Origin of the sequence: Curtobacterium sp. PhB130, from assembly GCF_003755165.1 — a bacterium.
GTDB lineage: Bacteria > Actinomycetota > Actinomycetes > Actinomycetales > Microbacteriaceae > Curtobacterium.
Genome location: NZ_RKII01000009.1, coordinates 390,301 through 415,733 on the forward strand (window position 1 = coordinate 390,301; position 25,433 = coordinate 415,733).

Here is a 25,433-nt window from a genome sequence, read left to right on the forward strand (position 1 = left end):
CTCACGACCGTCGAGCCCACAGGTCGAGCGGGGACGTACGCGAGTAGGCATGGACGGGTGCGACGAGCGATGCGGGCAGCGGCGGTGGGGCTGGCCGTCGTGGTGCTCGCGAGCGGGTGTGCCACGCCCCCGGGAGCGCCGCCGTGGCCGAGGCCGACGGACCTCGCCGCACGAGCCGAAGCCGCGGGGCTGCACGACGTGTGGGGTCAGCGCCTCGCGGAGCACATCCACACGCACCTGACGATCACCGACGGAGGCGAACCCGTCGTCGTCCCAGGCAACATCGGGCACTCGGCGAAACAGCGGTTCGCAGCGGAGATCCACACGCACGACACCTCGGGCATCGTGCACGTCGAGTCCCCCGAGCGCCGGACCTTCACCCTCGGACAGTTCTTCGACGAGTGGGACGTCTCCCTCGGCCCCGCGCACGTCGGCGGGCTGCACGGGGACCTGACCGTGTGGGTCGACGGGCGCCGGTACTACGCGAACCCGCGGTCGATCGAGCTGCGCGACCTCGAGCAGGTCGACCTCGTCGTCACGACGATCGGGGAGGTGCCGCACCGCCCGCCGGCGTTCGACTGGCCACCGCAGTACCACTGACCCCGTCGTCGCCATCGACCCCGTCGTCACCACCGAGCGCTTCGCGGAGCACATCCACACGCACCTGACGATCACTGACGGAGGCGAACCCGTCGTCGTCCCCGGCAACATCGGGCACTCGGCGAAACAGCGGTTCGCGGCGGAGATCCACACGCACGACACCTCGGGCATCGTGCACGTCGAGTCCCCCGAGCGCCGGACCTTCACCCTCGGACAGTTCTTCGACGAGTGGGACGTCTCCCTCGGCCCCGCGCACGTCGGCGGGCTGCACGGGGACCTGACCGTGTGGGTCGACGGGCGCCGGTACTACGCGAACCCGCGGTCGATCGAGCTGCGCGACCTCGAGCAGGTCGACCTCGTCGTCACGACGATCGGGGAGGTGCCGCACCGCCCGCCGGCGTTCGACTGGCCACCGCAGTACCACTGACCCCGCCGTCGTCACCGAGCGCGCGGTCACCACCGACCGTGTCGTCGCCGAGGGCCAGCAGCACCGCAGCCGGGTGCTCGACGTGCGCGAAGTGGCCGCAGTCGTCGAGCAGCACCGTCCGGGTCTGCGGCACCACCCGTGCGAGGTCGTCGAGGTCCCGCACCCGCGCGAAGACGTCGTCGCGGCCGGCGATCGCCGTGACCGGGCAGGTGATGCTCCGCCACCGGTCGGTGTCGTACCCGGCGCCGGTCCGTGCCGCGCCGAGGAAGCCGTCGGGCCGCAGTTCCTCGACGAAGGCGTCGAGCACGCTGCGGTCGAGTGCGCGCACGTGGGTGAACACCGGCGCGGCGAGCAGGCGGAGCAGGCCGACGCGCGCGAGGCCGCGGAGCAGCGGGACAGCAGCGCTCCGGGTGACGGCGAGTCCGGCGCGGAGCAGTGCGAAGGACGGCAGGGTCAGGACCCCGCGCACCGGGTGCCGGGCGGCGTCGATCGCCGCGAACGTGGTCCCGGAGACCAGGGTCGTCGAGCGGACCCGTTCCGGTGCGGCCACGGCGAGGTGCATGCCGATGAACGCGCCCATCGAGTGCCCGAGGACGTCGACCGTGTCGACTCCGACGGCTTCGAGGACCGATCGGAGCACGGCGACGGCGTCGTCGACGTCGAGCCGTCGTGCGGGTGCCGGCGACGAACCCCAGCCGGGCAGGTCGACCAGCACGAGTCCGCGGCCGTCGAAGCCGTCCGCGGCACGGAGCAGGGGCGTCCACGTCGTCCACGAGCCGGCGACCCCGTGCAGCAGGAGCAGCGGTCGCGGGCCCCGTCGGGCGTGCACCACGACCGGTCCGACGGCGGTGTCGACCACGGAGCGCGTCAGCGACCACGGGGCAGGGTCGGTCGTCACCGGGTACGGGGCGTAGCCGGTCGAGCCGACCACGTCGGGTCGCGTCGCCGTGCCGATGTGGTGCACCGTGCCTCCAGTCCGGTGCCTGAGCACCCCTGGGGTGTTCGGAACGGGACCGGCTGCCGGTTGCCTAGCCGACGGGGACCGGCGCCGTGCAGGCGGCGAGCCGGTCGAGGGCCGCGCGGTACTCGGCGACGTCGCGGGCGACGCCGGGCTCCGAGATGATCGACGCGCGGATGCGGCCCTGCACGTCGATGACGAAGGTCGCGCGGTTCGCGAAGCCCTTGTTCTCGAGGAAGACGCCGTACTCCTTGGAGACGGCACCGTGCGGCCAGAAGTCCGCCAGGAGTTCGAAGTCGTAACCGTTCGCATCGGCGAACGAGCGGAGCGTCGCCTTCGAGTCGACCGAGATGCCGATCAGCTCGATGCGGTTGTCCTGGAACATCGCGATGTTGTCCCGGAGTGCGCAGAGCTCGCTCGTGCACGTCGACGAGAACGCGAGGGGGAAGAAGACGAGTGCGACCGGGCGGGACCCGCGGAAGTCGCTGAGGCGGACGTGCTCCCCGAACTGGTTCGGGAGTTCGAAGTCCGGCGCGAGCGACCCAGTCTCCAGTGCCATCGGTACGTGTGCTTCTTCCTCGGGCTGCGGGTGTGCCCGTCCATCCACGCCCTCGCGGGTTCGCGTGGGCACGATCGGCAATCGTACGCCGACGATCCGCGAATGCAAGCACCTGTGCACAGGGTGCGGACACACGCCACCATCAGGCAGGCGGTCGGTCGTGGGGCCCGGACGTCTGCACCGTGTGGTGGTGGCTCCCACAGCCAACCGGTCGGCAGTGGGGCCTAGAGTGGACGGCGGCTCCCACCGCCGGTCGCGACCCGATCGATCGGTGGACCGACCATGTCCACCACCACGAGAACGAACCGAGGTCAAGGGTGACGGTGAACGACCAGGACCCGTACAGCGCAGGGCACGAGGACCAGGACCCGGAGGAGACCGCCGAATGGCGTGAGTCCCTCGACGGACTGGTCGCGGCACACGGGCACGAGCGTGCCCGCGAGATCATGCTCAGCCTGCTCAAGCGGTCCAAGGAACTGCACCTCGGCGTGCCGATGGTCCCGACGACGGACTACGTCAACACGATCGCGCCGGAGAACGAGCCGGAGTTCCCCGGCGACGAGGAGCTCGAGCGCCGCTACCGCCGGTGGATCCGCTGGAACGCGGCCATCACGGTGCACCGCGCGCAGCGTCCCGGCATCTCGGTGGGTGGGCACATCTCGACGTACGCGTCGAGCGCCGCCCTGTACGAGGTCGGCTACAACCACTTCTTCCGCGCGCAGGACCACCCCTCCGGCGGCGACCAGGTGTTCTTCCAGGGCCACGCCTCCCCCGGCATGTACGCCCGCGCCTACATGGAGGGCCGTCTCGACGAGAACCAGCTCGACGGGTTCCGTCAGGAGAAGTCGCACGCAGGTGGCGGGCTGTCCTCCTACCCGCACCCCCGGCTCATGCCGCACTTCTGGCAGTTCCCGACCGTGTCGATGGGCATCGGCCCGATCAACGCGATCTACCAGGCGCAGCAGGCCAAGTACCTGTCCAACCGCGGCATCAAGGACGCCTCGGAGCAGCAGGTCTGGGCCTTCCTCGGCGACGGCGAGATGGACGAGGTCGAGTCCCGCGGCCAGCTCCAGGTCGCCGCGAACGACGGCCTCGACAACCTGAACTTCGTGATCAACTGCAACCTGCAGCGTCTCGACGGCCCGGTGCGCGGCAACGGCAAGATCATCCAGGAGCTCGAGAGCTACTTCCGCGGTGCCGGCTGGAACGTCATCAAGGTGATCTGGGGCCGCGAGTGGGACGACCTGCTCGCCCGCGACACCGAGGGCGCGCTCCTCAACCTGATGAACGTCACCCCCGACGGTGACTACCAGACGTACAAGGCCGAGAACGGCGCCTACGTCCGGGAGAACTTCTTCGGGCGCGACCCGAAGGCGCTCCAGCTGATCGACGGCTACAGCGACGACCAGGTCTGGAACCTCAAGCGCGGTGGCCACGACTACCGCAAGGTCTACGCGGCGTTCAAGGCGGCGACCGAGCACAAGGGCCAGCCGACCGTCATCCTCGCGAAGACGGTCAAGGGCTACGGCCTCGGCCCGAGCTTCGAGGGGCGCAACGCGACGCACCAGATGAAGAAGCTCACGCTCGACAACCTCAAGCAGTTCCGCGACGAGATGCGCATCCCGATCTCCGACGCGCAGCTCGAGGAGAACCCGTACACGCCGCCGTACTACCACCCGGGCAACGACGACGAGGCGATCCAGTACATGCACGAGCGCCGTCACGCGCTCGGCGGGTACGTGCCGGAGCGTCGCACCAAGTACACGTCCATCACGCTCCCCGACGACGCGAAGTACCAGGTCGTCAAGAAGGGCTCCGGCAAGCAGGAGATCGCCACAACCATGGCGTTCGCCCGTCTGCTGAAGGACCTGCTGCGCTCCCCGGACTTCGGTGACCGTGTGGTCCCGATCATCCCGGACGAAGCGCGCACGTTCGGCATGGACGCGTACTTCCCGACGGCGAAGATCTACAACCCGAACGGCCAGCACTACACGTCGGTCGACCGTGAGCTCCTCCTGGCCTACAAGGAGAGCCCGCAGGGCCAGATCATCCACGTCGGCATCAACGAGGCGGGCGCCCTCGCGGCGTTCACCGCCGTCGGCACCTCGTACTCGACGCAGGGCGAGCCGCTCATCCCGGTCTACGTCTTCTACTCGATGTTCGGGTTCCAGCGCACCGGTGACGCGATCTGGGCCGCCGGTGACCAGATGACACGCGGCTTCATGATCGGCGCCACCGCCGGTCGCACCACCCTGACCGGTGAGGGCCTGCAGCACGCCGACGGCCACTCGCTGCTCCTCGCGGCGTCGAACCCCGCGGTCGTGTCCTACGACCCGGCCTACGGCTACGAGATCGGCCACATCGTCCAGTCCGGCCTCGACCGGATGTACGGCACGAACGAGGACGGCTCGCCGAAGCACGACGACCCGAACGTCATGTACTACCTGACGGTCTACAACGAGCCGATCGTGCAGCCCGTCGAGCCCGAGGGCGTCGACGTGGACGGCATCGTCAAGGGCATGTACCTGCTCAAGGGCAGCGAGCACGACGGCCCCAAGGCCCAGCTGCTCGCGTCCGGTGTCGCGGTGCCGTGGATCCTCGAGGCGCAGCAGCTCCTCGCCGAGGACTGGGGCGTCTCCGCCGACGTGTGGAGCGTCACGAGCTGGGGTGAGCTGTACCGTGACGGTCTCGCCGCGGAGCAGCACGCGTTCCTCAACCCGAACGAGCAGCCCCGCACGCCGTACGTCACCGAGCGTCTGCTCGCCACCGAGGGCCCGGTCGTCGCAGTCAGCGACTTCATGCACCAGGTCCAGGAGCAGATCCGCCCGTTCGTGCCGACCGACTACGCCACGCTCGGCGCCGACGGCTTCGGCTTCTCGGACACCCGTCCGGCCGCCCGCCGCTTCTTCCACATCGACGGCCCCTCGGTCGTCGTGCGGACGCTGCAGCAGCTCGCCCGCCAGGGCAAGATCGACGGGGCGCTCGTCCAGCAGGCGATCGACAAGTACCGCCTGCACGACGTGACCGCCGGCACCACGGGCAGCGCCGGCGGCGAGAGCTGATCACCCGGTGACGACACCCCGCACCGACCCCGCCGTGGGCCGGGAGAACGACCGTGAACGGGCGCTCTCCTGGCTCCGGCAGGTGTCGGGCGAACTCTCGACCGCCACCATCAAGCGGCTCGAGGACACGCTCCCCTGGTACAGCGAGATGCCCCCTGGGCGTCGGTCCGCGGTCGGCATGGTCGCCCAGGCCGGCATCACCTCGTTCATCTCCTGGCTCGAGGGCAGCGCGTCGACACCGTGGATCGCGGCCGCCGACGTGTTCGGCTCCGCGCCGCGGGAACTCCTGCGCTCGGTGAGCCTGCAGCAGACCCTGCAGCTCATCCGCGTGGTCGTGACCGTGGTGGAGGAACGCGCCAAGGACGACGAGATGCTGCAGGAGGCGATCCTCAAGTACTCCCGGGACATCGCCTTCGCGGCCGCCGACGTCTACGCCCGTGCCGCCGAGGCGCGCGGGCTCTGGGACGCCCGGCTCGAAGCGCTCGTGGTCGACTCGATCCTCTCCGGCGAGTACGACGACGAGCTCCCCTCCCGCATCGCGGCGCTCGGCTGGCACGGCCACGGCGAGGTGGCGGTGCTCGTCGGCACCGCACCGAAGCAGCTCGAGGTCGACCAGGTCCGGCGCTCCGCCCGCCACATGGACGCGGACGTGCTCATCGGCGTCCAGGGCTCGCGCCTCGTGGTCGTCATCGGCCGCTCCACCCCGCGGGACGACGTCCCGGAAGGCGAGGAGCCGGTCTCGTTCCTGGCGATCGCGCAGGCCCTCGAGCCGATGTTCGGCGAGGGCCACCTGGTCCTCGGCAACGAGGTCCCCGGGGTCGTCGACGCCTCCACCTCCGCGAAGGCCGCCCTCGCCGGGTTCGCCGTCGCACGGGCCTGGCGCGGTGCTCCCCGTCCCGCGCTCGCGGACGACCTGCTGCCCGAGCGGGCCCTCGCCGGTGACCCCCTGGCCCGGTCCGCGCTCGTGCAGCGCATCTACGTGCCGCTGAAGGACCAGTCCACCGAGCTCCTGCAGACGCTCTGGTGCTACCTCGACACCGGTCGCTCCCTCGAGGCGACGGCGCGCGAGCTCTTCGTGCACCCGAACACCGTGCGGTACCGCCTGCGCCGTGTGGCGGACATCATCGGCTGGGACGCCACCCACGCCCGTGACGCCCTGATCGTGCAGTCCGCGCTGATCCTCGGTGCGATGTCCGAATCGGCCTCCAGCCGCCGGCGCGTCGGACGACGGTGACGGGCGACCGCGGGACCGCCGTCGGTAGGGGTCCCACAATGTCTCGCGCGGATTCGTGTCGGGAGTCCACACGGGCCGCACGCCCGACGGCAGACAGGATTGTCCGGTGATCGTCGTCGTCGCGCCCGGACAGGGCTCCCAGACCCCAGGCTTCCTCGCCCCGTGGCTCGAGGACGCCGCCGTCCGTGACCGTGTCGGGCAGTGGTCCGAGGCGATCGGCGTCGACCTGGCGCTGCACGGCACCGAGTCCGACGCGGACACCATCAAGGACACCGCGCTCGCCCAGCCGCTCATCGTCGCCGCGGGCATCATCACCGCGGACGCCCTCCTCGCCGACGGCCGTCGCGCCCTCGTCGGTGGCGTCGCCGGCCACTCCGTCGGGGAGTTCACCGCCGCCGCGGTCGCCGGGATCCTCACACCGGCCGACGCCGTCGCACTGGTCGCCGAGCGCGGCCGGGCGATGGCCGACGCCGCGGCCCTCGAGCCCACCTCGATGGCAGCCGTCCTCGGCGGCGACCCGGACGATGTCGCGCAGGCACTCGAAGCCAACGGGCTCGTGGCCGCGAACCACAACGGCGGCGGCCAGACCGTCGTCGCTGGCGCTGCCGCAGCGATCGCGGCCCTCGCCGAGAACCCGCCGACCAAGGCCCGCGTGATCCCCCTCGCGGTGGCCGGTGCGTTCCACACCCGGTACATGGCCCCCGCCGTCGAGCGCGTCGCCCCGGTGGCCGCCGCGACCGCCGTCACCGACCCGACGCTCCCGATCTGGACCAACGCGGACGGCTCCCGCGTCGACGACGGCCGCCGGTTCGTCGACCTCATGGTCGCCCAGATCGCGAACCCCGTGCACTGGGACTCCGTGATGGAGTCCTTCCAGCAGGCAGGGGTCACCGGCATCATCGAGCTCGCCCCCGCCGGCGCCCTCGTGGGGCTCGCCAAGCGCGGCCTCCGGGGCACGCCCACCGTCGCGGTCAAGTCCCCCGAGGACCTGCCGGCCGCGATCGAGCTCCTGAACACCGCAGAGGCATCCGCATGACCGACAGCACCACCCCCACCGCAGTCGACGCAGCTCGTCCCGTCCTCGCGCAGCGCCGCGGCCACGAGTTCAGCCGCATCCTCGCGCTCGGCGCCGCCCGCGGCGAGAACACCGTGCCGAACGACGACCTCGTCGGCCCGATCGACTCCTCCGACGAGTGGATCCGCCAGCGCACCGGGATCGTCACCCGGATGCGCGCCGGTGCCGACGTCGAAGCGGTCGACCTCGCCGAGGCCGCCTCGCTCGAGGCCATCGCCAAGGCGGGCATCACGCCCGACCAGATCGGCGTCGTGCTCGTCAGCACCGTCACGCACACCGTGGCCACCCCGTCGATGGCGTCGCTCCTCGCCGAGCGCATCGGCGCCGCCCCCGCGGCGGCGTACGACATCAGCGCCGCGTGTGCCGGGTACGCCTACGGCATCGCCCAGGCCGACTCGTTCGTGAAGTCCGGCATCGCCGACCACGTGCTCGTCGTCGGGGCCGAGAAGCTCAGCGACATCGTCGACCCGACCGACCGCTCGATCTCGTTCCTGCTCGGCGACGGCGCCGGCGCCGCGATCGTCGGCCCGAGCGACTTCCCCGGCATCGCGCCGACCATCTGGGGCTCCGACGGCTCCAAGTGGGACGCGATCGGCATGACCGCCACCTTCAACGAGTGGGAAGCGGGGGCCGCGCGGCCGACGATACGGCAGGCCGGTCAGACCGTGTTCCGCTGGGCCGTCTGGGAGATGGTCAAGGTCGCCCGAGAAGCGCTGGAGACCGCGGGCGTCCGCCCCGACCAGCTCGCCGCGTTCGTGCCCCACCAGGCGAACATCCGCATCATCGACGAGTTCGCCAAGCAGCTCGGCATCCCCGAGTCCGTGGTGATCGCCCGCGACATCACGACCACCGGCAACACCTCCGCCGCGAGCATCCCGCTCGCCACCCACCGCCTGCTCGACGAGCACCCGGAGCTGTCGGGCGGCCTCGCCCTGCAGATCGGGTTCGGCGCCGGACTCGTGTTCGGCGCCCAGGTGGTCGTCCTCCCGTAGGACGCCCGGTGCTCCGGGACACCGGAGCGCAGCAAGACTTTCCACAGTCCCGCCAGGCTGCGGGCACGGGACCACCCCGTGCCCTAGGCTGGTCCACGGTCAAACGACACCCCCCTCAAGGAGACACCATCATGGCCCTGTCCAACGAAGAAGTCCTCGCCGGCCTGGCCGAGCTCATCAACGACGAGACCGGCATCGCCACCGACACGGTGCAGTCGGACAAGTCGTTCACGGACGACCTCGACATCGACTCCATCTCGATGATGACCATCGTCGTCAACGCCGAAGAGAAGTTCGACGTGAAGATCCCGGACGAAGAGGTCAAGAACCTCAAGACCGTCGGTGACGCCGTCGACTTCATCGTCAAGGCCCAGGCCTGACACGAACTTCCTGAGCGCCGTGGTCCGGCTCGACCCTTCCGGTCACGGGCCGCGGCGCTCGTCATGTCCACCTCAGCAGAAACAAGTCGTTCCATGACCAACAAGACCGTCGTCGTCACCGGGATCGGTGCGATCACCCCTCTCGCCGCGACTGCCTCGGAGACCTGGGACGCCCTGCTCGAGGGCAAGTCCGGGATCACCAGGCTCGAAGACCCGCGCTACGCCGAACTCAACATCCCCGTCGAGTTCGCCGGGCAGGCGCGCCGCTTCATCACCGACCAGCTCACCCGCCCCGAGACCAAGCGCTTCGACCCGTCGTCGCAGCTCTCGCTCATCGCCGCGCGTGAAGCCTGGGCCGACGCGGGCATCGACAACGAGACCGTCGTGCCCGAGCGCCTCATCGTCGACTGGGCGACCGGCATCGGCGGCGTGAACACGCTGCTCGACGCCTGGGACACCCTGCGCGAGAAGGGCCCGCGCCGCGTCCTGCCGATGACGGTCCCGATGCTCATGGCGAACGGCCCCGCCGCCGCCATCGAGATGGAGTTCGGCGCCCGTGGTGGCGCCCGCACCTACCTCTCGGCGTGCGCGTCCTCCACCGAGTCCCTCGCCGAGGCGTACCGCCACGTCGCGACCGGTGAAGCCGACATCGTCATCGCCGGTGGCGCCGAAGCCGCGCTGCACCCGATGCCCCTCGCGTCGTTCGCCGCGATGCAGGCCCTGTCGCGCCGCAACGACTCCCCCGAGACCGCCTCGCGTCCGTACGACGTCACGCGTGACGGCTTCGTGCTCGCGGACGGCGCTGCGGCGCTGGTCCTCGAGACGAAGGAGCACGCGGAAGCCCGCGGCGCCAAGATCTACGCCGAGGTCGCCGGTGCCGGCATCACCTCGGACGCGTTCCACATCACCGCCCCCGACCCCGAGGGCAGCGCGGCTGCCCGTGCGGTGCTCATGGCACTCGAGCACGCCGGTGCGTCGCGCGAAGACGTCGTGCACGTCAACGCGCACGCCACGTCGACGCCGGTGGGCGACATCGCCGAGTACCACGCGATGCGCCGCGTCTTCGGCGACCACCTCGACTCCGTCGTCGTGTCGGCCACCAAGGCGTCGACCGGGCACCTCCTCGGTGGTGCCGGTGCGATCGAGGCGGCGTTCACCGTCCTCGCGCTGCACAACCGCGTCGCTCCGCCGACGATCAACCTCACCGAGCAGGACCCGGAGATCGTGATGGACGTCGCGACCTCGCCGCGCGAGCTCCCGGCGGGCGACCTGCTCGCCGTGAGCAACTCGTTCGGCTTCGGCGGCCACAACGCCGTCGTCGCGTTCCGCACGGCCTGACCACCGCCTCCGGTCCGGAGGCTCGGCTCGCCTCCGCCCCGTGTGGCACCGCCCACACGTCGAAACACCGCTGACACCACGAAACGCCGCCGGGATCGGCGGCGTTTCGTGTGTTCGGAGGTGTTCCGTGTGTTCGGAGGTGTTTCGTCGCAGGAGGAGCGTCAGCGCCGGCAGCGCGAGCTCCGGCAGCGCCCGCAGCGGGCGTCAGCCGACGCGGTGCAGCCAGACGACCGGGTTGCCCTCGGCCGCGTGGCGGAACGGCTCGAGCTCGTCGTCCCAGGCCTGCCCGAGCGCCAGCCGGAGCTCCCGGTGGAGCTCGAGGGCGTTGCTGCCGGCGACCTCCATCGCGTAGCGGACACGGTCCTCGGGGATGACCATGTTCCCGGTGACGTCGGTCTGCGCGTAGAAGACGCCGAGATCGGGCGTGTGCATCCACCGGCCGCCGTCCGAGACCTCGGTGGGTTCCTCGGTGACCTCGTAGCGGAGGTGCTCCCACCCGCGCAGCGCGGAGGCGATGGCCGCACCGGTGCCGACCGCGCCGGTCCAGGTGTACTCCGTACGACGCGAGCCGTCCTGCGCCGGCTGGTCCAGCCAGGAGAAGTTGACGGCGCGACTCATCGCGCGACCTGCTGCCCATTCGACATGGGGGCAGAGCGCGCGTGGGGAGGAGTGCACGTAGAGCACTCCAGACGCAGTCCCGGTCATGGTTCCTCCGATCATCAGGTGCGACTTCCCCATCGACCTGTGCTGGAGGATCCGGACCAGTGCTCGAGAGCACCGTGGAACCATCGATATCCGATTGTGATGTCCTGGCGGACACGCCCATTATGCAGCGTCGGCGCTGGGAACGGCAAGGACACCGGCCCGATCAGTGCAGGACGGCGCCGTCGTGGTCGATCGGGTGCCGCTCGCCCGCCGGGATCGGGATCACCAGGCGGTTCTGCGGCGGCGGGATCGGGCACGCGTACTGGTACGAGAACGCGCACGGCGGGAGCACCAGGCCGTTCCAGTCCACCGCGACGTCCGCGGGGCCGCCCGGGTCGTCGACGAAGAGGAACCGGCCCATCGAGTAGGAGCTCGCGGCGTCGTCCTCGGGCAGCGCACTCGTGCCGTCCTGGACGATGAGCTGCAGCCGCGCGACCCCGCCGAACGGTGCCGACCGCACCGCGAGCAGGGAGGCGACCACCCCACCGACGGTGGTCTCGACGGTGCCCGCGACCAGGAGCGGATCGCCGGCGGCGTCGAGGACGTGACCAGGGGCCTCCAGGCTGTCGTCGACCGGTGTGTACCGGCCTGGACGGACCAGATCGGCCGCGTACGGGAAGCGGTCGATCCGCGTGAACCGTGCGATCGCATCGGACGCGGGGTCCCAGACGCGGAGCGTCGAGCCGGAGACGGTGCCCGCGAAGCCGTCCGGGAAGGCGACGGCCGACGGCACGACGGCCTCGTCGCCGGCGACGAGGACGGTCCCGTCGACCGGGACGCCGTCCACGACGACCCCGTCGGCGGCGTCAGCGGTCACCGTGAGCCCGCCCACGGCCGGCGCCCACGTGCCGGGGACCGGCCAGACGGGCTGCGCGTGGTCGACGCGCTGCGCGTTCACCAGGGCGAGCGGTCCACGTGGGCTGCGGGCCCACCGGTCGCGCGCAGCGGCAGCGGCGGCAGCGGCAGCGGCGCCGTCCGCAGGGTCGGTCACGCCTGCTCCTGGCGCGGGTAGATGACCTTCTGCACGATGATGATCACCGACGCGGCGACCGGCACCGCGACGAGGGCACCGAGGACGCCGCCGATGGTGGCCCCCGCGACGGCCGCGATCACGACGAGCGCACCGGGCACCTGCACCGCGCGGGACATGATGCGCGGCGAGATCACGTACGACTCGACCTGCATGTAGACGAGGTAGTAGATCGCGGCGGCGAGGGCGGTCGCGGGCGACGCGAAGAAGCACAGCAGCGAGATCACGATCGCCGCGCCGAGGGTCCCCACGAGCGGGATGAGCGAGCCCATGAACGCGAACGTCGCGAGGAGCACCGGAAGCGGAGCACCGATGATGAGCAGGAACACCAGGCTCAGGACGCCGTTGATGCCCGCCTGCGTGATCTGCCCGACGACGTAGCGGCCGACGGAGGACGTGACCTCCTCGCTGACGTCGATGTAGTTCTGCCGACGGGACGCCGGCACGAAGCGGTACATCATGCTCTTCATGCTCCGCATCGAGGCGAGGAAGTAGAGCATGAGGATGAGGACGATGAGCGCGCCGGTCAGGCCCGACAGGATCCCGGTACCCACGGCCAGGATGCCGCCGCCGAGGCTCAGCAGGTTGCCCGGGTCCTCGACGAACTTCTGGAGCTGCTGCAGCGAGTGGTCGACGTCGAACGACCCGTTGAGCTGCTTCGACAGGTTCTGCACCCAGTCCTGCTGGGAGAGGTCCTGGACGATGTCCGGGAAGTTCTGCACCAGGTTCGTCGCCTGGTTGATGAGGATCGGGACGACGGCGAACACCACGCCCCCGAACGCGAGCAGCACCGTGACGACGACCGCGAGGATCGCCGCCCACCGTGGGATGTACCGCTCGAGGAAGGTCACCAGGGGGTCGAGGCCGAGCGCGATGAACAGCGCGACGCCGATGTAGACCAGCACGGTCGACAGCTGCCCGATGAGGGCCCCGGCGAGCAGGGCGACGAGCACGCCGATGCCGCCCATGAACCCGATCCGGAACGCGTTGACGCGCACGCCGGTGCCGCCCTTGGACGCCTCGAACGTCACGTTCGGGGTCGGGCCGGGGGCGTCAGCGTCGTGGCTGGCGGTCTTCTTACGGAGTTGCACGTGGGGCGGGCGGGACTCGAACCCGCGAATCGTTCCGTTATGAGCAGACTGCCTTGACCAGCTTGGCTACCGCCCCTCGTCGGCAGGCCTAGGCCACCGGTTCCCCACGATACAGCGCCTCGAACGTCGCGAGGGTGCGGTTGATGTCGTGCGCCTCGATCATGGCCAGACTGCGCGTCCGCATCGCCACGTAGTCCTCGTCCGAGGCCGTCAGCACCGTCGTGAGCTTGTCGGCGAGGGCACGCTCGTCCCCCGGCTCGAACAGGTACCCGTTGCCGTCGACCAGGTGCGGCAGCGCCATCGAGTTCGCGGCGACGACCGGCAGGCCGGACGCCATCGCCTCCAGCGAAGCGATGCTCTGCAGTTCGGCCGTCGAGGGCATCGCGAACACGGTCGAGTTGGTGAGCGCGCGGAACTTGACCTCGTCGGAGACGAACCCGAGGAACGTCACGCGGTCCTCGATGCCGAGCTCCTTCGACAGCGCGGTGAGCTTCGGGATCATCTCGCCGTCACCGACGATCGTGATGGTCGCGTTCAGCTCGGCGGGCAGCAGCGGGAGCGCCCGGAAGAGCACGTCGAGGTTCTTCTCCGGCGCGATGCGGCCGACGAAGGTGATGTCGTTGTTCGCCGGGCGGCCTTCTCGTGCGAGGTAGCGCGAGGCGTCGATGCCGCAGGAGATCGCGAGGACGCGCTGGCCGGCGATGGCCTTGCGGAGGTAGTCCGCCGCCAGGTTGGTCGGCGTCGAGATCACGTCCGCGAGCCGGTACGTGTGCGCGGCGTCGTTCCACGCGATCTTCAGCGCGATCGGCAGCGTGAAGCGCCCGAACGGCGTGTACTCGAGCAGGTTCTCGGGCATGAAGTGGTTCGTGGCGATGATGCGGATGCCGCGGTCGTGGGCTTCACGAGCGACACCACGGCCGACGATGATGTGCGACTGGATGTGCACGACGTCGGGCTTGAAGGCGTCGATGATCGGCGCGACGTGCTTGCGGACCGTCCACGGCCACGCGAACCGCAGCCACGCGTGCAGCGGCCACTTGTACGACGGGAGGCGGTGCACGACGAGCGTCACGCCGTGGAGCTCTTCGTCGTAGGTGCCGTGGTTCCGGCCCGCTGCCGGGGCGATGATGTGGACCTCGTGCCCACGCTCGGCGAGGCCGACGGCGAGCTGCTCGGTGAACGTGGCGGCACCGTTGACGTCCGGGGCGAAGGTGTCCGCGGCCATCAGCACCCGCAAGGGCCGGTGGTCCGTCGGGTGGTCGAGCGGAACGGGGGTGGCGTCTCCTGACACGGCGGGCGTCGTCCTCTCCTGGGCCTTCGTCCGGTACCGGTGGTGGTGCTGGTACCGGGCTGGTCTGGGTCTGAAACGCTACCGTACGCCGATGCGCGAGCACGTCCGCCGCGCGGCTGACGGTGCCCCCTGCCAGAGGAGGACGGCACCCGAGGGTGCGGCGCAGTGGTTACCGCTGTGCCTCCGGGTGGTGTTTGGCGAGGAGGAACACCCCGGTGACCGCGATCGCGGCAGCGACCACGAACCCGAACACCGCGATCGGTGGTGCCCCGTCCGCTTCTCCGAGGACGATCACCCCGATGCCGACGGCGACGATCGGGTCGACCACGGTGAGCCCGGCGATGACGAGGTCCGCTGAGCCCGCCGAGTACGCGTTCTGCACGAAGTACCCGCCGAGCGACGCCGCGACGACGACGCCGATGATCGCCAGGACGGTCAACCAGTCGAAGGTGTGGTTCACGAACCGGTTCAGCGTGACCTTGGCCAGGGTCGCCACGAACCCGTAGAGGACCCCGGCGCCGATGATGTAGTACAGCGCGCTCTTGTGCTTGGCCACGACCCGGAACGACACCAGCACCAGGATCAGCACGACCGCCAGGATCACCAGGACCGTGATCAGCTGCGACCGGGTGATCGGGCTCTCGTGCCCGACGAACGCCGCGATGCCCACGAAGATCCCGACGCCGATGATGCACGTCCACACCGCACGGCGGGCACGCCGGCCGAGCGGGACCCCGGAGGACCGTGAGGAGAACCACGTCGTGATGACCAGTGCGACCGCTCCGAGTGGCTGCACGACGATGAGCGGCGCGAACGTGATGCTGATCAGCTGCAGGACGACCGCGATGCCGAGCATCAGGGTGCCCAGCACCCAGTAGCCGCTCGAGACCAGCCCGACGATGTGTCGGACGCTGAGCCCCTTGGACTGCTTGCCCAGCCGGGCCTCGACCCGCTTGACCCCGCGGCTCTGGAACTGCGCCCCGAGCGAGAGGAACACCGCCCCGATCAACGCGACGGGGATCATGAGGGCCTGGAACGGGGTGAGGTTGCTCACGGCGTCCGGGATCTGCAGGTCGCTCGTCACGCGTCGAGGCTATCCGACTCCTCCCGATAACCTGGGTGAATGGCCGTCCTCCCGATCCGGATCACCGGTGAACCCGTCCTGCACGAACGCGCCGCGGAGGTCACCGCCTTCGACGACGGACTCCGCACCCTGGTGGCGGACATGTTCGAGACCATGGACCTGGCACCGGGTGTCGGGCTGGCCGGCCCGCAGGTCGGGGTGGGCAAGCGGCTCTTCGTGTACTCATTCGTCGATGATGACGAGGTGCAGTGGCGCGGCGCGGCGATCAACCCCGTCCTGTGGATCACTCCGGCCGAACCCGAGGCTGTGGAGGAACTCGACGAGGACGAGGAGTCCGAGGGCTGCCTCTCCATCCCGGGCCTCCGCTTCCCGCTGCGCCGCTCCGAGGGCGCGCTCCTCCGCGCGTTCGACGAGCACGGCGAACCGTTCGAGATCGAGGCGCACGGCTGGCTCGCGCGGATCTTCCAGCACGAGTACGACCACCTCGACGGCCTGCTCTACGCCGACCGACTCGGCCACCCGTACCCGAAGCAGGTCCAGAAGGCCGTCAAGAAGAACAGTTGGGGCGGCCCCGGCAAGTCCTGGCTCCCCGGCCGGGACCACCCCGAGGGCTGACGCCGGTCCGCACGCCGACCGACGACGGGCACCGGCCAGGAGGCTCGGCTCAGCCCCGGTAGGCGGCGATCGCGTCCTGCAGGTGGTCCATCTGCGGATGCCCGGGGCAGTAGAGCGCCAGGCCGGCGGCCGTGTCGGCGGCGGACGCGGACTGGATCGTCGAGGTCCACGGCGACACCCCGGTGACCGCGCAACCGCTGGCGAGCTGCTCGAGCGTGGACTCCCCCGCCGCCGCATCGAGCGCTGCCTGCTGCTGCGCCGACGCCTCGGTCCCGGTGATCCGTTCGGCTCGGCACTCGGTGCGCTCGTCCTGCCACACCGCGGAGTACGTCGTGTAGGTCTCGGTGCGGTCCGAGCCGTCGACGTCGCACACGAACGCGAACACGATCGGCGAGGTCCCCGACGCGGCGATCTCCGACGACGGCGTGCGGTCCACGGAGTCGTCCGGTTCCGACTCGGCGCCGGACGTGCACCCGCTGACGAGGACCGCGAGCGCAGCCGCACAGAGCGCTGCTGCGGCGGTTCGGCGGAGGGAGTGCACCTGTGAACGCTAACAGCTTGTCCCGGTGGCCCGGCCGTGGACGAGCCAAGAGACGACCGAGAACCCGGACGCCCCGAGCGGCGCGCAGGAACACACGTCCTGGAAACACGTCCTGGGAAACACGAAGACCCCCACCGCGAACGGTGGGGGTCTGATGCTCCCCGAGTTGGACTCGAACCAACAACCTGCCGGTTAACAGCCGGCTGCTCTGCCAATTGAGCTATCGAGGATCAGTTGCGCTGCCGGTCGAGCCGGTCTGAACAACGGGTAACAGCATAGCAGGACATCGGCCGCGCCCCGCGCATCGGGCACGCACCCCGGGCGTGCCGCGCCGCGTGCCGCGCCGCGCAGCCGCGCCTCAGTACCCGGCGACGGGGTCCACGACGCCGACGAAGCCCTCGCCCGCGCCGCCGAGGAACGCGGCGACGTTCACCCGCACCCGCTCGGCGAGCAGCGGCGCCACCATCTCCGGCGTGTCGGCCTGGTGCGGCGTGATGATCGCGCCGGGCGCGTCCCACAGCGGGTGCCCGTCGGGCAGCGGCTCCGGGTCGGTCACGTCGACCCCGGCGCCGGCGATCTCCCCCGCGTGCAGCGCATCGACGAGCGCGTCGGTGTCGACGAGTCCGCCGCGGGCGATGTTCACCAGGCGTGCGGACGGCTGCATGATCGAGAACTGGTGCGCGCCGAAGAGCTTCGACGTGCCCGAGGTCATCGCGGCCGCGATCATCACGACGTCCGCGGTGGGCAGGACCTCGTCGAGCTGGTCGGTGGTCACGGTGCGGGCAGCACCGGGCACCGGCGCGGACGAGCGCCGCACCACGGTGACGTCGACGTCGAACGGCGCGAGCAGCCGGAGGTACTCGAGCGCGATGCCACCGGCGCCGATCACGACGACGGAGCGGCCGTAGAGCGACACGCCCTCGGGCTTCGTCGCCCAGGACCTCGCACGGGCGCGTGCGGGCAGGACCCGCAGCGTCGCGAGCGTCAGCGCGAGGGCGTGCTCGGCGACCGGCTCCGCGTAGGCGCCCTTCGCCGAGGTGAACAGCACCGAGTCCCCGTGCGACGCGATCAGCGACGCGAAGGCATCCACGCCGGCGAACGGCAGCTGCACCCAGGCCACGGACGGTGCCGAGTCGAGTGCGGCGGCGAGCCCGGACGGGTCATGCGGGTCGAGCCAGACGATGCCGCGCGTGTCGGGCCCGAGCGCTGCGACGGTGCCGCCAGCGGCCTCCACCGCGGAGACGTGCAGCTCGGCGGGCGACGGCAGGATCGCGATCGGCCCGGCGGCGGGCGGCGGGACCGGCAGCGGCGCACCGGCATCGGTCACGACGGCGCGGTGGCCGCGGGGCTGGACGTCGGTGTCGGTCATGACTGCTCCTGTCGGGACGTGCGGGGGCCGGACCCGCCGGCCGCGGCGGGACGCTTCACCGGGCGCGCCGCCGTCGAGGCGAGCGTCCGGACGTAGGGGTCGACGGGGCTGTCGAGCACGTCGTCGAAGGTGCCGAGGCCGACGAGTCGACCCTCGTTCATGACGGCGACGCGGTCCGCGAGCGCACGGGCTTCGCGGAGGTCGCTCGAGACCACGACGGCGGAGAACTGCCGGTTCCGCTGCAGTCCGGCGAGGGCCTCGAGCACGGACTGGCGGACGAGGACGTCGACGCCGCGGGCGGGTTCGTCGGCGACGAGCAGCTGCGGTTCGAGGACGAGCGCCTGGGCGAGGGCCACCCGCTGCCGCTGCCCGCTCGAGAGCTCCCACGTGTTGAGGCGCATCACACCGAGCGGCAGGTGCACCGCGTCGACGAGCCGGGCGACGATGAGTCCGGCCTCTTTCCGGTCGAAACGGCGGTCACGGGCGTAGATCGGCTCCGCGATCGCCTCACCGACGGTCAGGTCGGGGCTCAGCCGGTCGGCGGCGTCCTGCGAGAGGTACCCGATCCGTCCGGTCAGTCGGGCGAGCCGACGGGACGACGCCCGGAGCCCACGCATCTTCTGCCCGAGGACGCTCAGCTCACCACCGACGATGTGGCGACGATGCGCGCCCTCCCCCTCACCGCGGGCACCGAGCTGGCCGGCGACCGCGGCGGCGAAGCTGGACTTGCCGGAGCCGGACTCCCCCAGCACCGCGAGGATCTCCCCGCTGCGGACGGTCAGGCTGACGCCGTCCACCGCCCGGATCGGGCGCGCTCCCGGCACCCGGTACTCGATGGAGACGTCGTCCGCGACGACGGCCGGGTCGTTGACCCCGATCATGGAACCCCTTCCGCACCGCCCCTGGCGGCGCAGCGCGGAGACGGAGGCCGATCCGCGCGACGTACGTGGTGCTCTGGGGCCGACAGCCTGGAGGCGCGACTCGCGTCGTCGACGTGCGTCGCGCCTCCCGGCTGGACCTGATCAGGGCCCGTCTGCTGAACCACAGACGGCGATCAGGCCCCTGCCTGCTCCAGTCGCTCCAGCGTACGCCGTCGCTCGGCCTGCTCCGCCGGGTCCGGCACCGGCAGCGACGCCAGGAGTCGCTGCGTGTAGGGGTGCTGCGGCGAGCCGAGGACCTCGGCGGTGGTGCCCGTCTCGACCAGATCGCCGCGGTACAGCACCGCGATCCGGTCGGAGAGCGCACCGACGACCGCGAGGTCGTGGCTGATGAACAGCGAGGCGAAGCCGAAGTCCTGCTGCAGCTCGAGGAAGAGCTCCAGCACCCGCGCCTGCACCGACACGTCGAGCGCGCTCGTCGGCTCGTCGGCGATGAGGAGCTTCGGCCGGAGCGCGAGCGACCGGGCGAGCGACGCGCGCTGGCGCTGCCCGCCGGACAGCTCGTGCGGGTACCGGTCGCCGTACGCCGCGGGGAGCTGGACCGCCTCCATGAGCTCGTCGACCTGCTTGCGCGCCGCACGCGGCGAGGACGCCACGCCGTGCACGACGAGCGGCTCGGCGACGCACTCGGCGATCGTGAGCAGCGGGTTGAAGGACGTCGCCGGGTCCTGGAACACGAACCCGATGTCCTTCCTGAGCCGCTTGAAGTCCCGCTCGCGGTACCCGAGCATCTCGGTGCCGAGGACCCGGAGGGAACCGCCGGTGACCCGCGTCAGCCCCGCGATGGCACGGCCGATGGTGGTCTTGCCGGAGCCGGACTCCCCCACCAGGCCGAGGACCTCGCCGGGACGGATCGCCAGGTCGACGCCCTTGACGGCCTTGAACGCGTGCGCACCGAGCCGGCCGGGGTACTCGATCTCGAGCGCCCGGGCCTCGACGACGGGTTCGACGTCCTCGGCGATGATGGCCCGCCGGGCGACCCCCGTCGACGACTCGAGCCGGGGCACCGCCGCCAGCAGGCGCTTCGTGTAGTCGGCCTGCGGGTTCCCGAAGAGCTCGGCGACGGGGGCTTCCTCGACGACCTCGCCCTGGTACATCACGGCGACGCGGTCTGCCAGGTCGGCGACGACGCCCATGTTGTGCGTGATGATGACGATCGCCGTGCCGAACTCGTCACGGCACCGGCGCAGCAGGTCGAGGATCTCCGCCTGCACCGTCACGTCGAGGGCCGTGGTCGGCTCGTCGGCGATGATCACGCTCGGCTCGAGGGCGAGCGCGCTGGCGATCACGACGCGCTGCTTCTGCCCGCCGGAGAACTGGTGCGGGTAGTGGTCGACGCGGACCTCGGGGTCGGGGATGCCGACCCGGCCGAGGTAGTCGATCGCCTTCGCCCGGGCCTCTTTCCTCGAGACGCCGCCGTGGGCGCGGAGCCCCTCGGCGATCTGCCACCCGACGGTGAACACCGGGTTGAGGGCCGTCGAGGGTTCCTGGAAGACCATCGCGCCCGCGGTGCCGCGGAGCTCCCGGAGCTTCTGCGAGCCGACCGTGACCACGTCGGTGCCGTCGAGGAGCACCGCGCCGCCGAGGGTCGCCGTCTCCGGCATCAGGCGGAGCATGCTCCTGGCCGTGACCGACTTGCCGGAGCCCGACTCGCCGACCAGGGCGAGGACCTCGCCGGGGCGGACGTCGAGGCTGACGCCCTTGACCGCGTCGACGGCGCCGCCGTCGGTCGCGAAGGTGACGGTGAGGTCGTCGACGACGACGACGGGCTCGGTGGTGTTGGCGGTGCTCTTGCTGCTGGGGGTGCTCATGCTGCTGGGGGTGCTCATGCTGCGGCCCCTTCCGTTCCGGTGGTGCCACGCTTGTCGCGGGTGCTCACGAGCTGCTTCAGCCGCCGGCGCGCACGCAGGCGGGGATCGGAGATGTCGTTGAGGCTCTCGCCGATGAACGTGACCCCGAGGACCAGGACCACGATCGCGACACCCGGGTAGACACCGGTCCACCAGACGCCGGACGCGACGTCGGACAGCGCGCGGCTGAGGTCGTAGCCCCACTCGGCACCCGCTGTCGGGCCGATGCCGAACCCGAGGAAGCCGAGGCCGGCCAGGGTCAGGATCGCGTCCGAGGCGTTGAGCGTCAGGATGAGCGGCAGCGAACGGGTCGAGTTCCGGAGCACGTGCCGCGTCATGATCCGCCACGGGTTCGTGCCCATCACGCGAGCCGACTCGACGAACGCGTCGTTCTTCAGCCGGACCGCCTCGGCACGGACCACGCGGAAGTACTGCGGCACGTAGACCACGGTGATCGAGATCGCCGCCGCCGTGATGCCGCCGTAGTAGCTCGAGTTGCCGCCGGAGACGACGATCGAGACGACGATCGCCAGGAGCAGCGACGGGAACGCGTAGATCGCGTCCGCGACCACGACGAGGACCCGGTCGAGCCACCCGCCGATGTAGCCGGAGACCATGCCGAGCAGCACGCCGATGATGATCGAGACGATGACCGCCACGATGACGACGAGGACGGCGGTCCGGGTACCGAACACGACGCGGCTGAACACGTCGAAGCCGCCGACGGTCGTGCCCCAGATGTGCTCGGGACTCGGGGCGCCGGTGCGCGGGAAGCTCACGCCGTCGTCACCCTGCAGCTGGCCGAAGCCGTACGGGGCGATGAGCGGAGCGAACACCGCGACGATGAGGTAGACGGCGCAGATGACCACGCCGACGATGAGCATCGCGCGCTGCCACCCGGTGCTCCGGCGCAGCTGGACGACGACGGGCAGGCGCTTCCACAGCGGCTCGTGACGGTCGACGAGTGTGGTGTCGGACATGTTCAGAACCTCACTCTCGGGTCGATCAGGGCCGCGACCACGTCGACGACGAAGTTCGTCACCGCCACGATCACCGCGAGCATCGCGACGATGCCCTGGACCGCGACGAAGTCACGGGCCGACAGGTACTGGTTGAGCTCGAAGCCGAGCCCGCGCCAGCCGAACGTGGTCTCGGTGAGGACCGAGCCGCCGAGCAGCATGGCGATCTGGAGCCCCATCACCGTGATGATCGGGACGAGCGCCGGACGGAACGCGTGGGTCCGGACCAGCCGGGACTCGCGGACGCCGCGGGACCGGGCGGCGTCGACGTACTCCGAGCCGAGCGAGCCGATCATGTTGGCGCGCACCAGGCGCAGGAAGATGCCGGCGGTCAGCAGGCCCAGCGTCAGCGCGGGCAGCACCGCGTGCAGCAGGACGTCGCCGATGATCTGGCCGTTGCCCGTGCGGAGCGCGTCGATGATGTAGATGCCCGTCGCGCCGGGGACCTGGTCGAGCGCCAGCTCCACACGCGTCGATGCCCGGTCGCCGAGCGGCAGCCACCCGAGCCACACCGAGAACACGAGCTTCATGAGCAGACCGCCGAAGAACACCGGGGTCGCGTAGGTCAGGATCGCCAGCGCGCGGAGGAGCACGTCCGGCCACTTGTCGCGCAGGTACGCGGCGAGCATGCCGAGCGGGATGCCGAGCACGAGCGCGACGATGAGCGCGTAGAAGACGAGCTCCGCCGTGGCACCGCCGTACGTGACGATGATCTCGGTGATCGGGCGGTGGTCCGTCGCCGTCGTCCCGAAGTCACCGCGGGCGATGTTGCCGAGGTACTCCAGGTACTGGACGATGACCGGCCGGTCGTACCCGGCGGCGTGCAGGCGTTCCTGCAGCTGCGCCTGGGTGAGCCGACCGCCGACCGAGGCGACGATCGGGTTCCCGATGATGCGCATCAGGAAGAACACGAGCGTCACCAGGATGAAGACGGTCGGGAAGATGAGGAGGAAGCGGATGAGGATGTACCGACCGATGCCGCCGCCGCCGTTGGCACGTCGCTGTGCCTGTGGCTTCGTGGGCTCCGTGTCGATCGCCTCGGGGTTCGTGAGGGTCACGGGATGGGTGCCTTTCGGATGACGCCGACAGGGGGCGCCCCTCGTGGGAGCGCCCCCTGTCGTTCGTCGGGTTACTTGCTGAGCGTCGCGTACCGGAACTTGAACGAGGCGTCGAGCTTGAGGCCCTTCACGTCCTTGCTCGCGACCGCCACGGACTTGCCCTGCAGCAGCGGCAGCGTGGAGATCTGCGTCGCCTCACGCTGCTGGGCCTGCTCGATGAGGTCCGCACGCTTGGTCGGGTCGGACTCCGCCTGCTCCTGGGCGATGAGGTCCTGGATCACGCTGTCGTCGTAGTGGTTCTGCACGAAGTTCTCCTTCGTGAAGAACGGCGACAGGTAGTTGTCCGCGTCCGAGAAGTCCGGGAACCAACCGAGCTGGTACTCCGGGTACGAGTCCTTCGTGCGCTCCTGGGCGTAGGTCGTGTAGACCGTCGACTGGATGTTCACGGTGAACAGGCCCGACTTCTCGAGCTGCGTCTTGAGGAGCGCGTACTCGTCGTCCGACGCCGAACCGTAGTGGTCCGGTGCGTACTGGATGTCGAGCTGGACCTTGCCGGAGACACCGGCGTCGCTGAGGGCCTTCTTGGCCTTGTCGACGTCCGGGGCGCCGTTGCCGTCGCCGTAGAGCGACTTGAACGGCGTCGCGGCACCCGTGAGGCCGTCCGGCACCATCGAGTACAGCGGCGTGTACGTGTTGTTGTAGACCTCCTTCGCGAGCGCGTCACGGTCGACGACGTCCGCGACGGCCGAGCGCACCGCGAGGGCCTTCTTCGCGTCGGCGTCGGACTGGCCGGTGCCGAAGGGCTGGGACTTGAAGTTGAAGACCAGGTAGCGGATCTCGCCGCCGGGGCCGTCCGTGACCGTCAGCTTGTCGTCCTTGCGGAGCGACGCGATGTCCGTCGGGGTCAGGGAGCGGTACGCCACGTCGACGTCGCCCTTCTGGACCGCGAGCTTGAGGTCGGTCTCCTTCGTGTAGTAGTTGGCCGTCACCTCGCTCGTCTTCGCCTTGCCGAGCAGCCCGTCGTACTTGCTGTTCGCCTTGTACTGGATGAGCTGGTTCTCCTTGTACGAGGTGATCTCATACTGACCGGCGAACGCGTTGCCCTTGACGATGTCCGCCGCGGGGGTGAGCTTCGTGGCGGAGAAGACGTCCTCGTCGACGATCGGGCCGGCCGGGCTCGACAGCACCTGCGGCCAGGTCTGGTCCGCGTGGTCGAGGTTGAACACCACGGTGGTGGCGTCCGGCGTGTCGATGCTCTTGAGGTTGGCGAGCAGCGACTGCGGGCCGTTCTCGTTGTTGATCTTCAGTTCACGGTTGAACGAGAACTTCACGTCGCTCGAGGTGAGCTTGTTGCCGTTCGCGAACTCGAGCCCCTTCTTGAGCGTGACCGTGTAGGTCGTCGGGTTCGTGAACTCGCCCTTGGTCGCGATGTCCGGCTTGACGTCCGGGCTGCCGACCGGGGTGTTCATCAGGAAGGGGAACACCTGGTTCTGCACGGCGAACGAGCCGTTGTCGTACGAGCCGGCCGGGTCGAGCGACGTGATCGAGTCGGTCGTGCCGATGATCAGGCCGTTCAGGTCGGTGGTGGACGAGCCGCTGCCGCCCGCGCAGCCGGTGAGCACCAGCGCCGTCGCTGCTGCTCCGGCGCCGAGCGCGATCGTGCGCTTGCCCCACTTGGTCACGGATGCCATATCCGATGCCTCTCTGGTCATGGTTGCAGGAGCCCCGGGCCGGACGGTGGAACTGCTGTGTGCCCGGCCGGGACACTCATTGAGAGACACCCTGCCACGGAACTTTCTTCGGCGGGGACGGTTTTGTTACACCGCTGTAACGCAAGAGTCCCGCGCGTGACGCATGATTCCGCCTCGACGCGCGGCGCTCCGCGCACGCTTGTTGCGTCCCGCAACGCGGCCGCCGGCGGGCCGGCTGGCCGGCGGGCCGGCTGGCCGGCAGGCCGGCGGGCCGGCGGGCGGGCAGGCGGGCAGGCCGGCGGGCGGGCGGGCCGGCGGGCAGGCGGGCAGGCGGGCAGGCGGGCAGGCGGTGAGATCGCACTTCGTGTCGGGTCCCGCTGGCCGAAGCGACACCAGGTGCGATCTCACCGGCGCCCGGGCCGTCGGATCCCTCCTCCAGCGGCCTGGAGGCGCGACCCACCTCCGCCACGCCCGCCCAGCGCGCCTCGCGGGCGCGCAGGGGGCGCGTGCCCCGCACCGTGCGAGG

At 70.6% G+C, this 25,433-nt stretch carries 23 protein-coding genes and 2 tRNA genes; 9 read left to right on the forward strand and 16 right to left on the reverse strand.

Annotated features, from left to right (window positions below):
- Positions 1-57: 57 nt before the first annotated feature.
- Both EDF24_RS15325 and EDF24_RS15330 read left to right on the forward strand, forming a co-directional pair.
- A complete protein-coding gene (locus EDF24_RS15325) occupies positions 58-600 on the forward strand; it encodes a hypothetical protein (protein ID WP_148070909.1) in 543 nt (180 codons plus the stop codon).
- A 172-nt stretch (positions 601-772) separates the two neighbouring features.
- Entirely contained in the window at positions 773-1,027 is a 255-nt protein-coding gene (locus EDF24_RS15330; RefSeq protein ID WP_123703957.1) for a hypothetical protein, read from the forward strand.
- Here the strand turns inward: EDF24_RS15330 and EDF24_RS15335 are convergent.
- Together EDF24_RS15335 and EDF24_RS15340 are read right to left on the reverse strand one after the other, a co-directional pair.
- Positions 963-1,991 carry an alpha/beta fold hydrolase gene (locus EDF24_RS15335; RefSeq protein WP_185021686.1) on the reverse strand — a complete coding sequence of 343 codons (1,029 nt, stop codon included), beginning with the start codon at positions 1,989-1,991 and terminating at the stop codon, positions 963-965. The genes EDF24_RS15330 and EDF24_RS15335 overlap by 65 nt on opposite strands.
- A gap of 64 nt (positions 1,992-2,055) precedes the next feature.
- The gene (locus EDF24_RS15340) at positions 2,056-2,544 is read right to left on the reverse strand and encodes a peroxiredoxin (RefSeq protein ID WP_123703961.1); all 489 of its coding nucleotides are present in this window, start codon (positions 2,542-2,544) and stop codon (positions 2,056-2,058) included.
- A gap of 317 nt (positions 2,545-2,861) precedes the next feature.
- On the opposite strand from EDF24_RS15340, the gene aceE reads away from it, so the two are divergent.
- The 6 genes from aceE to EDF24_RS15370 all read left to right on the forward strand — a co-directional run bounded on the left by aceE (position 2,862) and on the right by EDF24_RS15370 (position 10,625).
- Entirely contained in the window at positions 2,862-5,606 is a 2,745-nt protein-coding gene (gene aceE, locus EDF24_RS15345) for a pyruvate dehydrogenase (acetyl-transferring), homodimeric type (RefSeq protein WP_123703963.1), read from the forward strand.
- Between the two features lie 7 nt (positions 5,607-5,613).
- Complete coding sequence (locus EDF24_RS15350) at positions 5,614-6,840, forward strand: CdaR family transcriptional regulator (RefSeq protein WP_123703972.1); 1,227 nt, start codon at positions 5,614-5,616, stop codon at positions 6,838-6,840.
- Between the two features lie 106 nt (positions 6,841-6,946).
- Entirely contained in the window at positions 6,947-7,876 is a 930-nt protein-coding gene (locus EDF24_RS15355) for an ACP S-malonyltransferase (protein WP_123703974.1), read from the forward strand.
- Positions 7,873-8,907 (forward strand): beta-ketoacyl-ACP synthase III, encoded by a 1,035-nt coding sequence (locus tag EDF24_RS15360; RefSeq protein ID WP_123703976.1) that lies wholly within the window; start codon positions 7,873-7,875, stop codon positions 8,905-8,907. The genes EDF24_RS15355 and EDF24_RS15360 overlap by 4 nt, the downstream gene beginning before the upstream one ends.
- Positions 8,908-9,038: 131 nt before the next feature.
- Complete coding sequence (locus EDF24_RS15365) at positions 9,039-9,287, forward strand: acyl carrier protein (RefSeq protein ID WP_071275967.1); 249 nt, start codon at positions 9,039-9,041, stop codon at positions 9,285-9,287.
- 93 nt (positions 9,288-9,380) lie between these two features.
- Complete coding sequence (locus EDF24_RS15370) at positions 9,381-10,625, forward strand: beta-ketoacyl synthase (RefSeq protein WP_123703978.1); 1,245 nt, start codon at positions 9,381-9,383, stop codon at positions 10,623-10,625.
- Between the two features lie 204 nt (positions 10,626-10,829).
- Here the strand turns inward: EDF24_RS15370 and EDF24_RS15375 are convergent, their stop codons facing one another.
- From EDF24_RS15375 to EDF24_RS15400, 6 genes are all read right to left on the reverse strand, one after another.
- Positions 10,830-11,330 carry a DUF3145 domain-containing protein gene (locus EDF24_RS15375; RefSeq protein ID WP_123653165.1) on the reverse strand — a complete coding sequence of 167 codons (501 nt, stop codon included), beginning with the start codon at positions 11,328-11,330 and terminating at the stop codon, positions 10,830-10,832.
- Between the two features lie 163 nt (positions 11,331-11,493).
- A complete protein-coding gene (locus tag EDF24_RS15380) occupies positions 11,494-12,321 on the reverse strand; it encodes a DUF1684 domain-containing protein (RefSeq protein ID WP_123703980.1) in 828 nt (275 codons plus the stop codon).
- Positions 12,318-13,451, reverse strand: a complete 1,134-nt coding sequence (locus tag EDF24_RS15385; RefSeq protein WP_123703982.1) for an AI-2E family transporter — start codon at positions 13,449-13,451, stop codon at positions 12,318-12,320. Before EDF24_RS15385 ends, EDF24_RS15380 begins: the two co-directional genes overlap by 4 nt.
- Before the next feature lies 1 nt (position 13,452).
- Positions 13,453-13,527, reverse strand: a tRNA-Ile gene (locus tag EDF24_RS15390).
- A gap of 12 nt (positions 13,528-13,539) precedes the next feature.
- Positions 13,540-14,742: a glycosyltransferase gene (locus tag EDF24_RS15395; protein ID WP_260233466.1), complete on the reverse strand. Its 1,203-nt coding sequence runs from the start codon at positions 14,740-14,742 to the stop codon at positions 13,540-13,542.
- 169 nt (positions 14,743-14,911) lie between these two features.
- A complete protein-coding gene (locus tag EDF24_RS15400) occupies positions 14,912-15,826 on the reverse strand; it encodes a DMT family transporter (RefSeq protein ID WP_185021687.1) in 915 nt (304 codons plus the stop codon).
- Between the two features lie 39 nt (positions 15,827-15,865).
- Between EDF24_RS15400 and def the strand changes: the two genes are divergently transcribed.
- Entirely contained in the window at positions 15,866-16,441 is a 576-nt protein-coding gene (gene def / locus EDF24_RS15405; RefSeq protein ID WP_123703986.1) for a peptide deformylase, read from the forward strand.
- 49 nt (positions 16,442-16,490) lie between these two features.
- Here the strand turns inward: def and EDF24_RS15410 are convergent, their stop codons facing one another.
- From EDF24_RS15410 to EDF24_RS15445, 8 genes are all read right to left on the reverse strand, one after another.
- Entirely contained in the window at positions 16,491-16,982 is a 492-nt protein-coding gene (locus EDF24_RS15410; RefSeq protein WP_123703988.1) for a hypothetical protein, read from the reverse strand.
- 157 nt (positions 16,983-17,139) lie between these two features.
- Positions 17,140-17,212 (reverse strand) — tRNA-Asn (locus EDF24_RS15415).
- 128 nt (positions 17,213-17,340) lie between these two features.
- Positions 17,341-18,351, reverse strand: a complete 1,011-nt coding sequence (locus tag EDF24_RS15420) for a D-isomer specific 2-hydroxyacid dehydrogenase family protein (protein ID WP_123703990.1) — start codon at positions 18,349-18,351, stop codon at positions 17,341-17,343.
- A complete protein-coding gene (locus EDF24_RS15425) occupies positions 18,348-19,232 on the reverse strand; it encodes an ATP-binding cassette domain-containing protein (protein ID WP_123653159.1) in 885 nt (294 codons plus the stop codon). Before EDF24_RS15425 ends, EDF24_RS15420 begins: the two co-directional genes overlap by 4 nt.
- Positions 19,233-19,405: 173 nt before the next feature.
- Positions 19,406-21,100: an ABC transporter ATP-binding protein gene (locus EDF24_RS15430; RefSeq protein WP_123653814.1), complete on the reverse strand. Its 1,695-nt coding sequence runs from the start codon at positions 21,098-21,100 to the stop codon at positions 19,406-19,408.
- 14 nt (positions 21,101-21,114) lie between these two features.
- Positions 21,115-22,119 carry an ABC transporter permease gene (locus tag EDF24_RS15435; RefSeq protein WP_123653158.1) on the reverse strand — a complete coding sequence of 335 codons (1,005 nt, stop codon included), beginning with the start codon at positions 22,117-22,119 and terminating at the stop codon, positions 21,115-21,117.
- A gap of 2 nt (positions 22,120-22,121) precedes the next feature.
- Positions 22,122-23,192, reverse strand: a complete 1,071-nt coding sequence (locus EDF24_RS15440) for an ABC transporter permease (protein WP_243698359.1) — start codon at positions 23,190-23,192, stop codon at positions 22,122-22,124.
- Between the two features lie 95 nt (positions 23,193-23,287).
- A complete protein-coding gene (locus EDF24_RS15445; RefSeq protein WP_123703992.1) occupies positions 23,288-24,907 on the reverse strand; it encodes an ABC transporter substrate-binding protein in 1,620 nt (539 codons plus the stop codon).
- Between the last annotated feature and the right edge of the window lie 526 nt (positions 24,908-25,433).